Genomic DNA, 11,967 nt, shown 5'->3' with positions numbered 1-11,967 from the left:
GCACCGTGAGCGAAATCCCAGCCGACCTGCGCTACACCGCCGAGCACGAGTGGGTGCGGCGCACCGGCGGCGACACCGTGCGCGTCGGCATCACCGACTTCGCGCAGTCCTCGCTGGGCGATGTGGTGTACGTCCAGCTACCCGACGTCGGCAGCGATGTCACCGCAGGTGAGTCGTTCGGCGAAGTCGAGTCGACGAAGTCGGTCTCGGATCTCTACGCCCCCGTCAGCGCCAAAGTGATTGCGGTCAACGGCGATCTGGAAGCAAACCCCGGGCTGGTGAACTCCGATCCCTACGGCCAGGGGTGGCTGTTGGAGTTGCAGGTCGACGGCGATACCCTCGACCAGGGGTTGGCGGCGTTGCTCGATGCGGACGCCTATGCGGCCACAGTGACCGAATGACATTGTTAGGGTGCCTGCCAACCACCGATCCGGCGGTGGTGGGCACAACGACGACCACCGCGCGGTACGGTCGACGTAAGTGATGGTGGAGGCGGACGGGCGCCTTGTGCGGGCACCCCGCCAAGTATCGCCACGGCAGCCAGTGAGGAGCAGCGGGTGACGGACAAGGACCAGAAAGAGACGTCTGAAGAAGTCACCGTGGAGACGACGTCCGTCTTCCGCGCCGACTTCCTCAACGAGCTGGACGCCCCGGCTACCACCAGCGGCGAGAGCGCGGTGTCCGGGGTCGAGGGCCTCCCGGTCGGCTCGGCGCTGCTGGTCGTCAAGCGTGGGCCGAATGCGGGCTCGCGGTTCCTGCTCGACCAGCCGACGACGTCGGCCGGCCGCCATCCGGACTCCGACATCTTCCTCGATGACGTGACCGTCAGCCGTCGGCATGCCGAGTTCCGGTTGGACGGCAACGAATTCCAGGTCGTCGATGTCGGCAGCCTCAACGGCACCTACGTCAACCGGGAACCCGTCGACTCGGCCACGCTGGCCAACGGCGACGAGGTCCAGATCGGCAAGTTCCGGCTGGTGTTCCTCACCGGACCGAAGCCGTCCGACGACGAAGGCGGTCCAGGAAGCTAGTGACCGCCCCCGATAGTCCCGCGCTTGCCGGGATGTCTATCGGAGCGGTCCTGGACCTGCTGCGACCGGACTTCCCGGACGTGACGATCTCCAAGATCCGGTTCTTGGAAGCCGAGGGTCTCGTCACGCCGGAGCGCAGTGCATCGGGGTATCGGCGGTTCACCGCGTACGACTGCGCGCGGTTGCGGTTCATCCTGACCGCGCAGCGCGATCACTACCTGCCGCTGAAGGTCATCAAGGCACAGCTCGACGCTCAGCCCGACGGCGAACTCCCGCACGTCGGATCGCCTTACGCCGTACCACGTTTGGTGACGGTGTCGGACGGGCTCGCCGCCGACGACGCGGGTGATGTCGCCCGCACCCAGGTCCGGTTGAGCCGGGAGGATCTGCTGGAGCGGTCCGGGGTCGGCGAGGAACTGGTGGTCGCGTTGTGCAAGGCAGGCGTGATCACCACCGGTCCCGGTGGATTGTTCGACGAGCATTCGGTGGTCATCGCCCAGTGCGCGCGGGCATTGGGGGAGTACGGCGTCGAACCGCGGCATCTACGGGCGTTCCGGTCGGCGGCCGACCGGCAATCCGACCTCATCGCACAGATCGCAGGCCCGGTGGGCAAGGCGTCGAAAACCGGTGCTCGCGACCGCGCCGACGACTTGGCGCGCGAGGTCGCGGCTCTGGCGATCACATTGCACACATCGCTGATCAAGTCCGCTGTACGAGACGTTCTCGACCGCTGAGGACTAGACTCGTTCAGAGCGGCACAACCAGCGCGGAGGTCAGGCACAGATGGGTGAGGTTCGTGTGGTTGGCATTCGAGTCGAGCAGCCCCAGAACCAGCCGGTTCTATTGCTGCGCGAATCCAACGGAGACCGCTACCTGCCCATCTGGATCGGCCAGCCGGAAGCCACCGCGATCGCACTCGAGCAGCAGGGCGTCGAGCACCAACGTCCGCTCACTCATGACCTGATCCGAGATCTCATTGGCGCGCTTGGGCATTCACTCAAAGAGGTGCGCATCGTGGACTTGCGGGAAGGCACCTTCTACGCCGACCTGATCTTCGACCGCGACATCAAGGTCTCGGCGCGCCCGTCGGACTCGGTGGCGATCGCGCTGCGGATGGGTGTGCCGATCTACGTGGAAGAAGCCGTGCTGGCCGAGGCCGGCCTGCTGATTCCCGACGAGAACGACGAAGAACCCTCCGGCGCCGTACGGGAGGACGAGGTCGAGAAGTTCAAGGAGTTTCTCGACAGCGTGTCGCCGGACGATTTCAAGGCGACCTGACCGGGTACCCCCGACCTGCCCGGTGAACGCCAAGATCACGGACGCGTATCACTTGGCCGGCAGCGGTTCGACACGCGCGGCGGATGACGGGGAGCGCGCGCAAGGGCAGCCATACTTTCCTTACGACGACGAGCACGACTGCCCGTCGAGAAGCGTATGCTCGATGGACTCGACATGGGCAAACGCGGTTGGTGGAGCGGTCAGCGGGCCATAGTTTCGAACGGCGAGAGGACGCATCGTGGGCGAGCAGCCACGTCAGGGACAGCTGGACCTTGCTGGCACTTCCGAAGGTCGCTTCGAAGCGGACTCCGCGGCGGCTATGCCCGTCGGTGAGCCGGTGCAGCCGGGTCTGTTCCCCGATGATTCGGTGCCCGACGAACTCGTCGGCTACCGCGGCCCGAGCGCCTGCCAGATCGCTGGGATCACCTACCGGCAGTTGGACTACTGGGCCCGCACCTCGCTGGTGGTGCCGTCGATCAGAGGAGCGGCCGGCTCCGGCAGCCAGCGGCTGTATTCATTCAAGGACATCCTGGTCCTCAAGATCGTGAAGCGGCTCCTAGACACCGGCATCTCGTTGCACAACATCCGCGTTGCCGTCGATCATCTGCGCCAGCGGGGCGTACAGGATCTGGCCAACATCACGCTGTTCTCTGACGGCACAACGGTCTACGAGTGCACCTCCGCCGAAGAGGTCGTCGACCTGCTGCAGGGCGGACAGGGCGTGTTCGGCATCGCGGTCAGCGGCGCGATGCGGGAACTGTCCGGCGCCATCGCCGACTTCCCGGGCGAGCGTGCCGACGGCGGCGAATCGATCGCCTCGCCCGAAGACGAGCTGGCCTCGCGGCGCAAGAGCCGCGACCGCAAGATCGGCTAGACTCAGCGGCGTATCGCCCTCGCGCGGGAGAGCTTCGTGGCAGCCAGTCACGGACGCCGAAGGAGCAACACCTCTCCGTCAACCTCTCAGGCCCCAGGACCGCGCGCGGCCACGATGCCTCTGGAAAGCGGTGACTCGGATTTTTCTCAACGAGATCACCCGCCCATGGGGAAAGGCGTAACGCCGAATCTCTCAGGCGCCCGGTCCGGGTGGACGACAGAGGGAGAGGACGCCGCTGACGGCTGCGTCCGCCCGAGTCAGGAGCCATTCCCGTGACCAACCACACCCAGCCCACGTTTGCCGATCGTCATATCGGACCGGATTCTGCGGCGAAGGCCACCATGCTCGACGTCATCGGCGTCACCTCGCTCGACGATCTGGCCGCCAAGGCGCTGCCGGCCGGCATCCTCGACGCGCTGGCCGCCGACGGACTGGCGCCCGGCCTGGATCAGCTGCCCGCCGCGGTCAGCGAGCACGAGGCGCTGGCCGAGTTACGGGCACTGGCCGACACCAACACCGTCGCCGTGTCGATGATCGGGCAGGGCTACTACGACACGCTGACCCCGCCGGTGCTGCTGCGCAACATCCTGGAGAACCCGGCCTGGTACACCGCCTACACGCCGTACCAGCCGGAGATCAGCCAGGGCCGGCTGGAGGCGCTGCTGAATTTCCAGACCATGATCGCCGACCTCACCGGGCTGGACCTGGCCAACGCCTCGATGCTCGACGAGGCCACCGCCGCCGCCGAGGCGATGACGCTGATGCACCGCGCGACACGCGGGTCGGCGAACCGCCTGGCCGTCGACGACGACTTGTTCCCCCAGACCGCCGCCATCCTGGCGACCCGCGCCGAGCCGCTGGGCATCGAGATCGTCACCGCCGACCTGCGGGGCGGCCTGCCCGACGGTGAGTTCTTCGGTGTCATCGTCCAATTGCCCGGTGCCAGTGGCCGGGTGACCGACTGGTCGAAGCTGGTGGAGACGGCGCACGAGCGGGGTGCGCTGGTGGCCGTTGGCGCCGACCTGCTGGCCATGACGCTGATCTCGCCGCCGGGGGAGTTCGGTGCCGACGTGGCCTTCGGCAGTGCCCAGAGATTCGGTGTACCAATGGGATTCGGCGGACCGCACGCCGGCTATCTGGCGGTGCACTCCAAGCACGCCCGCCAGCTGCCCGGCCGGTTGGTGGGAGTGTCAGTGGATGCAGATGGCACACCGGCCTACCGCCTTTCGCTGCAGACTCGCGAACAGCACATCCGCCGGGACAAGGCAACCTCCAATATCTGCACCGCCCAGGTTCTTCTGGCGGTGATCGCGGCGATGTACGCCAGCTATCACGGCCCCGATGGACTGACCGGGATCGCCCGGCGGGTGCATGGTCACGCCCGTTCGCTGGCCGCCGGCCTGGGTGCGGCGGGCATCGATGTGGTGCACGACAGCTTCTTCGACACCGTGCTGGTGCACGTCCCGAACCGGGCGGCCGCGGTGCAGGCCGAAGCCAAGGGCCGCGGCATCAACATCTGGCGGGTCGACGCCGACCACGTGTCGATCAGCTGCGACGAGGCCACCACGGCCGCGCACGTCGCACTGGTTCTGGAGTCGTTCGGCGCATCGCCAGCCGAGAGCTACGCTGGCCCTGAGATCGATTCGCGGACAAGTGTATTCCTCACCCATCCGGCGTTCCACCGCTACCGCACCGAGACCGAGATGATGCGCTATCTGCGCATGCTGGCCGACAAGGACATCGCGCTGGACCGCACCATGATTCCGCTGGGCTCGTGCACGATGAAGCTCAATGCGGCCGCCGAGATGGAGTCGATCACCTGGCCCGAGTTCGGCCGTCAGCACCCGTTCGCCCCGGCCGGCGACACCCCGGGGCTGCGTAAGCTGATCGCCGATCTGGAGAACTGGCTGACCGGGCTGACCGGATACGACGCAATCTCGTTGCAGCCCAACGCCGGATCGCAGGGCGAGTACGCGGGCCTGCTGGCCATCCGCGACTACCACGTGAGCCGCGGTGACAGCGGCCGCGACGTGTGCCTGATCCCGTCCAGCGCGCACGGCACCAATGCCGCGTCCGCGGCCATGGTCGGGATGCGGGTGGTCGTGGTGGCCTGCCGGGAGAACGGTGACGTCGACGTGGACGACCTGCGCGCCAAGGTCGCCGAGCACGCCGAGCGGCTGGCCGCGATCATGATCACCTACCCGTCCACCCACGGGGTCTACGAGCACGAGATCGCCGATGTCTGTGCGGCGGTGCACGACGCCGGCGGGCAGGTCTACATCGACGGCGCCAACCTCAACGCTCTGGTCGGGCTGGCCCGGCCGGGCAAGTTCGGTGGCGACGTCAGCCACCTGAACCTGCACAAGACGTTCTGCATCCCGCACGGTGGCGGCGGTCCCGGTGTCGGACCGGTGGCGGTGCGTTCGCATCTGGCCGCGTTCCTGCCGGGGCACCCACTGGCCGAGGAGCTACCGAAGGGGCATCCGGTGTCGGCCGCGCCGTACGGGTCGGCATCGATCCTGCCGATCACCTGGGCCTACATCCGGATGATGGGCGGCGACGGCCTGCGCAACGCGACGCTGACGGCGATCGCGTCGGCCAACTACATCGCACGACGCCTCGACGAGTACTACCCGGTGCTCTACACCGGCGAGAACGGCATGGTGGCCCACGAGTGCATCCTCGATCTGCGGGGGATCACCAAGGCCACCGGGGTCACCGTCGACGATGTGGCGAAGCGCTTGGCGGACTTCGGTTTTCACGCGCCGACGATGAGCTTCCCGGTTGCGGGAACGCTGATGGTGGAGCCGACCGAAAGCGAGAGCCTGGCCGAGGTGGACGCGTTCTGTGACGCGATGATCGCCATTCGCGCCGAGATCGACAAGGTCGGCTCCGGCGAGTGGCCCGCCGACGACAATCCGCTGCGGGGTGCGCCGCATACCGCCGAGTGCCTGCTGGTCGACGGGTGGACCCACCCGTACACCCGCGAACAGGCCGCTTACCCGTTGGGCAAGAGGTTCCGCCCGAAGGTGTGGGTGCCCGTGCGGCGCATCGACGGCGCGTACGGCGACCGCAATCTGGTGTGCTCGTGCCCGCCGGTGGAGGCGTTCGCCTAGCCCACGATCAGGCAGACGCTAGGGGGCGTAGCAGGGCTCCGCGCCGGGTGTGTAGTACTGCAGCCCGGTCGGTGAAATGCACGGCGCCTCTCCCGGGAACGAGGGAACCAGGGAGTACGCGTAGTTCTCCGGGAAGCCGTAGCGCACCCAGTCGCCGGCAACCGCCGCGTCGATGGCGTCGCCGGCGATACCCGGGGTGCACCCGCCGACGGTCACGTGCCGGCCACCGACATCGCCGCAGATATCGGCTTGGGCCACCGGCGCGATCGCCGCGGGGATTGCCGACAGTGCGGCCACGCTCAGCAGAATCGCTGCAGATTTTTTCGACATGTCGTCATTGTCGCAGGTAAGCAGCCGGGTGTTACGCAAACGTAGACTCGAGCCTGCTTGTGGGCGTAGCGGAAGGAGCCCGGTGACTCTCACGACGTGGTTTCTATCGACGAGTCCAGTGGCCGCCGCGGCGGCGGAATCCGCTGGTTCGGGCATTCCGCGACCAATCCTGTACGCAGGAATCGCCGGCTTGGCCGTTGGTGGCGTGATCGCCTTCGTGCAGTCACGCAAACGCCGGCGGGACGACGTCGACAACCACGACGACTGATAGCGTCGCACCCGTGCTGCCTGCCGGCGTTCGTCAGTGGCAAGAGGGTGGACGGATGCTGTCCACCAGCGCGGGCAACGTCTTCGTCCGGTCCCAACCAGGTAGCGGCCCGACTGTCCTTCTCCTGCACGGTTTTCCGTCCAGTTCCTACGACTTCCGCGGTGTCGTCGGACGTCTCGGCGACCGCGCCTGGCTGACCCTGGACTTCTTGGGCTTCGGATTGTCCGACAAACCCCGCCCGCATCGCTACAGCCTGTTGGAGCAGGCCGATATCGTCGCGCAGGTGGTCGCCGACGTCGCACCCGGCCCGGTGGTGATGCTGGCGCATGACATGGGTACCTCGGTGACCACCGAACTGCTGGCCCGCGACGTCTCCGGCGCGCTGCCGTTCGAGATCCAGCGCGCCGTGCTCACCAACGGCAGCGTGATCATCGAGCGGGCCAGCCTGCGGCCCAGCCAGAAGATCCTGCGCGGTCCGTTCGGCCCCCTCCTCGCCAGGCTCACCAACAAGAAGGGCTTCCTGCGCGGCTTCGCCACACTGTTCAGCGCCGAACACCCGCTGTCCGCCGACGAGGCGGCGGCCCAGTGGGCGCTGATGGCGCGCGACAACGGCCACCGCATCATCAACCTGTTGTGCGCCTATCTCAACGAGCGGGTGCGGTTCGCCCAACGCTGGCATGGTGCGGTGCGCGACTGGGACAAGCCGCTGGGATTTCTGTGGGCCACCGGCGATCCCGTCGCCACCGTCAACGTGCTGGCCGGTCTGCGGGAGCTGCGGCCTGGCGCCGAGGTGATCGAGCTGCCGGGGATCGGGCATTACCCGCAGATCGAGGTGCCCGACGAGTTCACCGCCGGCGCACTACGGTTATTGCAGCTCGATTAGGACAACAGCTCGGTGACCGCGCCGGCCAGGTCCGGCGAATCCGACGACGCCACGTTCTGATACGTGCCACCCGAAGCCTGTGCGACCGCCTCCCACGTCGCGCGGTCGGAGTCGTCGCCGAGATCGATGACGTTGATCGCCACCGGCTTGGCGGGGTCGACCGCAGACTTGACGTAGGACACCAGCCCCGGGCCGTCCAGCGTCTGGTCGGTGTGCGGCCCCTGGGTGATCACCAGCAGCGAATTGGACTGTCCCTCGCGGAAGTTGGCCAGCGCGTCACCGTAGGCCAGCCGCAATGTGGTGAACGACACCGCGCCGCTGCCCGACGGCGACAAACCGGTCAGCGTGCCGGTCAACGCGGCCGCCTGATCGGACACCGGCCCCAAGGGAACCGCAGACTTGCCCTCGACCCCATTGAACGTCCACAGCCCGACGGCGGCGCTCGGCGGCAGAGCCCCGATCCGGTTGGTCAAGGCGGTGACCACATTGGCCAGCCGCGACTTGCCGCCCTCGTCGGCGCTCATCGCCTGGTTCAGCATGATCGTGGTGGTCGACCCGGTGGCGGGCGACGACACCGCGGCGGCCAGGGTGGCGCGCACCGACTCGTCGCCGACGGACAGCGGGCTGCCCAACTGCGGGAAGCTGACGACGTCGTTGCCCGGCGAGGCGGTGCCCTCGGCCCGGAAACCGGCCTTCGCCAGCGTGCTCAGCTGCTCGGGTTTGCGCATGAACCGGGCGAATTCACTGGCGGCACTGACCTGTTCGCTGGACAGCCAGTTCCCGGACAGCAGCACGGTGGGGTAGTCGGCCGTGGCGACCGGACCCGACGGCAACCATTCGGCGACGCTGTTCTTGGCCTCCGGCGCCGACGCACGACTGAACAGCTGCTGCTCGGTGGTCGCCACAGCGTGGACGGGAGCACTGCCAGGATCCCCGGCGCCGAGCAGCGCCTGCCACGCGGCATCAGCGGTGTTGTCGGAGAGCTTGGGTTGCCCGGCCAGCAGGGCGTTGACCGCACCCAGGCCGGAGGTCGCCGGCGCGCCGGCCGGTGCCGAGGTCGAGGCGACGGCCTCGGCCGCCAGGTAGGTGGCGTCGGCATTGCCGGCGGTGGGCAGCGCCAGGCGCAACGAACCCCAGCCGGGCAGGTTCAGCGTGTCCAGCGCCGTGGGGTTGTTCTGCAGCCCCGGCAGGGCCGACCAACTCTGTTGGGCCAGGGCGTCTTTGAGCTGCGGGCGCACCGCGAGCACCACCGGCGAGCTGACCAGCGAGCGTGCGTCGCTGACCATCGCCTTGCCGGCCGCGGACTGAAGCCGCGCCTCGGCGATGGAACTGGCCGGTATCCACAACGCCGGCCGCTCGCCGAGATCGCCGGGCCAATTCGAGACGAACCCGTCGACCACGCGATCCGAATCAGCCGCTGTCACGACCATTTTCACGCAGCGGTCACCAATCGGGGTGACCTGGGAATTGAAGCTCTCGGCGAACTTGGTGACGTTGTCGGCGATCGACGGATCGGCGACCACCCCGACGTTGACGGCACCCGCCATGCACTTCTGGGCGGCGTCGGTCGACCGGTGTGACAGCGCGTCGCCGAAGAACCGCCACAGGATCACCGCGCCGACGACCACGACAACGGTGACCAGGGCGGCGATCACACCGATGCTCACCCCGCGCCGGCCCGTCTCGCTACGATGCCCGCCTTCGAAGGCAGCAGCCCGGCGGCGAGCGGTATCGGTCAGCGGCGACGGCTCGTAGCCGGGCGCATCGCCGGACTCGCCGGCCGCGAAATCGTCACCGGGCCGGGGGATTCGGGCGGTGGGATTGTCGGGGACACCGGCAGGCTCGTCCCGATCGCCGAAAGACTCCCCGGGACCGGGTCTGCTGTGCCTGCCCATGTCGGTGTCTGATCCTCTTTCGTCTAACGGTCGTGCGGTGCAGGCTTACGTTTCAGGCGCTGGTAGCGGCCTTGTACTCCCGGCGGCGCCGATGCAGGATCGGCTCGGTGTAGCCGTTGGGCTGCGCGGCGCCGGCCAGGATCAGCTCCTGAGCAGCCTGGAAGGCGATGCTGTTGTCCGGGTCCGTCGCCATCGGCTTGAAATCAGGATCGGACGCGTTCTGCTCGTCGACCACCGCGGCCATCCGGCGCAGGCTCTCGCGCACGTCGTCGTCGGTGATGACCCCGTGGCGCAACCAGTTCGCCAGCAGCTGGCTGGAAATCCGCAGTGTGGCACGGTCTTCCATCAGCGCGACATCGTGGATGTCGGGCACCTTCGAGCAGCCGACACCGGCGTCGATCCAGCGCACCACGTAGCCGAGGATCGACTGGCAGTTGTTGTCGACCTCTTCGTGGATCTCCTCCGGCGACCAGGCCAGCTCGGCAGCCAGCGGGATCGTCAGCAAGTCGTCGAGGGTGGTCCTAGCCGTTCCCCGGTCGCTTCGCTCCTGCCCTCCGGAACCCTGGCCGGCCAGCTCCTTGTGCACCTCGTAGACGTCGACATAGTGGTAGTGCATGGCGTGCAGGGTCGCTGCCGTCGGGGACGGCACCCAGGCGGTGGTGGCACCGGCCTTGGGCTGACCGATCTTCTGCTCGACCATCTGTGCCATCAGATCGGTCATGGCCCACATGCCCTTGCCGATCTGGGCCCGGCCGGAGAACCCGGTGGCCAGGCCGACATCGACGTTCTGGTCTTCGTAGGCCAGGATCCACGGCTGGGTCTTCATGGCGCCCTTGCGGATCATCGGGCCGGCTTCCATCGAGGTGTGAATCTCGTCGCCGGTGCGGTCCAGGAAGCCGGTGTTGATGAACGCCACCCGGTCGGCGGCGGCCTTGACGCAAGCCTTGAGGTTCGCCGACGTACGGCGCTCCTCGTCCATGATGCCGACCTTGATCGTGTTCTGCGGCAGGCCGAGCACGTCCTCGACGCGGCTGAACAGCTCGCAGGTGAAGGCCACCTCATCGGGGCCGTGCATCTTCGGCTTGACGATGTAGATCGAGCCGGTCCGGCTGTTCTGCCGGGGGCTGCCGTCCTCGGCCTTCAGGCCGTGGGTCGCGATCAGGCTGGTGAACAGGGCGTCCTGGATACCTTCGTAGATCTCGTTGCCGTCAGCGTCGACGATCGCATCGTTGGTCATCAGGTGACCGACGTTGCGGACGAACAGCAGGCTGCGCCCGGGCAGCGTGAGTGCACCTTCGTCCGGCGTCTTGTAGGTGCGGTCGTCGTTGAGCACCCGGGTGAAGGTCTTGCCGCCCTTGCTGACTTCTTCGGACAGATCGCCCCGGTTCAGGCCCAGCCAGTTGCGGTAACCGAGCACCTTGTCGTCGGCGTCGACGGCGGCCACCGAGTCTTCGAAGTCCATGATCGTGGTGATCGCCGACTCCAGCACCACGTCCTTGACGCCGGCCCGATCGGTCTTGCCGATGGGGGACTCCGGGTCGATCAGGACCTCGATGTGCAGGCCGTTGTTGACCAGCAGCACCGACCAGGCGGGTTCGCCGAGTTCACCGGTGTAGCCCACGAACTTCTCCGGGCTGGCCAGCACGGTGGACTCGTCGCCGAGGGCGATCTCGAGGGCGCCGTCGGCGACGCTGATGCCGGTCGCGTCGGCCCATGACCCCGACGCCAGCGGAACCGCTTTGTCGAGGAAGTCCCGGGCGTAGGCGATGACCCTGTCACCACGAATCTTGTTGTAGCTGCCGCCCGGTTCGGCACCGCCCTCGGAGCTGATGACATCGGTGCCGTAGAGCGCGTCGTACAGCGATCCCCAGCGGGCGTTCGCGGCATTCAGCGCGAAGCGGGCGTTGAGGATCGGGACCACCAGCTGCGGGCCGGCCGTGGTGGTGATCTCGTCATCCACACCGGAGGTGGTGATCGTGAAGTCCGCGGGCTCGGGCGTCAGGTAGCCGATGTCGGTGAGGAACTGCTGGTATTCGCCGGCGTCGATACCGCCGATGATCCGCTGCCGGTGCCACCTGTCGATCTGGGCCTGCAACTCGTCGCGGCGGGCGAGCAGGTCCTGGTTCTGCGGGGTGAGGTCGGCGACGACCTTGTCCACGCCGGCCCAGAAACTATCGGGGTCGATCCCGGTCCCGGGCAGCGCCTCGTTGGTGATGAAGTCGTACAACGTCTGCGCCACACGCAGGTTGCCGACGGACACGCGTTGGGTCATCTGTCCTCCCTCACGACAAA

The 11,967-nt window shown here is 67.5% G+C and carries 11 protein-coding genes and 2 riboswitches; of the genes, 8 read left to right on the top strand and 3 right to left on the bottom strand.

Annotation, left to right across the window (positions count from 1 at the left end):
• Positions 1-5 precede the first annotated feature (5 nt).
• The 6 genes from gcvH to gcvP all read left to right on the top strand — a co-directional run bounded on the left by gcvH (position 6) and on the right by gcvP (position 6,299).
• Entirely contained in the window at positions 6-401 is a 396-nt protein-coding gene (gene gcvH / locus HPC46_RS09125; protein ID WP_005149176.1) for a glycine cleavage system protein GcvH, read from the top strand.
• Positions 402-557: 156 nt separating this feature from the next.
• Positions 558-1,031, top strand: a complete 474-nt coding sequence (gene garA / locus HPC46_RS09120; RefSeq protein ID WP_179468972.1) for a glycogen accumulation regulator GarA — start codon at positions 558-560, stop codon at positions 1,029-1,031.
• A complete protein-coding gene (gene ftsR, locus HPC46_RS09115; protein WP_179468970.1) occupies positions 1,031-1,765 on the top strand; it encodes a transcriptional regulator FtsR in 735 nt (244 codons plus the stop codon). The genes garA and ftsR overlap by 1 nt, the downstream gene beginning before the upstream one ends.
• Before the next feature lie 49 nt (positions 1,766-1,814).
• Entirely contained in the window at positions 1,815-2,309 is a 495-nt protein-coding gene (locus HPC46_RS09110; protein ID WP_005149173.1) for a bifunctional nuclease family protein, read from the top strand.
• A 238-nt stretch (positions 2,310-2,547) separates the two neighbouring features.
• Positions 2,548-3,183 (top strand): MerR family transcriptional regulator, encoded by a 636-nt coding sequence (locus tag HPC46_RS09105; protein ID WP_005149172.1) that lies wholly within the window; start codon positions 2,548-2,550, stop codon positions 3,181-3,183.
• A 14-nt stretch (positions 3,184-3,197) separates the two neighbouring features.
• Positions 3,198-3,295: riboswitch (glycine riboswitch) on the top strand.
• Positions 3,296-3,413, top strand: a riboswitch (glycine riboswitch). It abuts the riboswitch before it with no gap.
• A gap of 42 nt (positions 3,414-3,455) precedes the next feature.
• Positions 3,456-6,299, top strand: a complete 2,844-nt coding sequence (gene gcvP, locus HPC46_RS09100; protein WP_179468968.1) for an aminomethyl-transferring glycine dehydrogenase — start codon at positions 3,456-3,458, stop codon at positions 6,297-6,299.
• A gap of 18 nt (positions 6,300-6,317) precedes the next feature.
• On the opposite strand, the gene HPC46_RS09095 is transcribed toward gcvP, so the two are convergent.
• The gene (locus HPC46_RS09095) at positions 6,318-6,629 is read right to left on the bottom strand and encodes a hypothetical protein (RefSeq protein ID WP_179468967.1); all 312 of its coding nucleotides are present in this window, start codon (positions 6,627-6,629) and stop codon (positions 6,318-6,320) included.
• Between the two features lie 82 nt (positions 6,630-6,711).
• Here HPC46_RS09095 and HPC46_RS09090 point away from each other — a divergent pair, with 82 nt between their 5' ends.
• Together HPC46_RS09090 and HPC46_RS09085 are read left to right on the top strand one after the other, a co-directional pair.
• Positions 6,712-6,897, top strand: a complete 186-nt coding sequence (locus tag HPC46_RS09090) for a hypothetical protein (protein WP_179468965.1) — start codon at positions 6,712-6,714, stop codon at positions 6,895-6,897.
• Positions 6,898-6,910: 13 nt separating this feature from the next.
• Positions 6,911-7,780, top strand: coding sequence for an alpha/beta fold hydrolase (locus HPC46_RS09085; RefSeq protein WP_407665483.1), 870 nt, complete (start codon positions 6,911-6,913; stop codon positions 7,778-7,780).
• On the opposite strand, the gene HPC46_RS09080 is transcribed toward HPC46_RS09085, so the two are convergent.
• Together HPC46_RS09080 and HPC46_RS09075 are read right to left on the bottom strand one after the other, a co-directional pair.
• Positions 7,777-9,675: a substrate-binding domain-containing protein gene (locus tag HPC46_RS09080; RefSeq protein WP_179468961.1), complete on the bottom strand. Its 1,899-nt coding sequence runs from the start codon at positions 9,673-9,675 to the stop codon at positions 7,777-7,779. The two genes, HPC46_RS09085 and HPC46_RS09080, sit on opposite strands and share 4 nt — an antisense overlap.
• 52 nt (positions 9,676-9,727) lie before the next feature.
• Complete coding sequence (locus tag HPC46_RS09075; protein WP_179468959.1) at positions 9,728-11,947, bottom strand: malate synthase G; 2,220 nt, start codon at positions 11,945-11,947, stop codon at positions 9,728-9,730.
• Positions 11,948-11,967: the final 20 nt, after the last annotated feature.

The sequence above is a fragment of the Mycolicibacterium vinylchloridicum genome, assembly GCF_013404075.1.
Lineage (GTDB): Bacteria > Actinomycetota > Actinomycetes > Mycobacteriales > Mycobacteriaceae > Mycobacterium > Mycobacterium vinylchloridicum.
The sequence above is the reverse complement of the archived record's forward strand: the minus strand, read 5'-3'. Positions and strand labels throughout refer to the sequence as shown.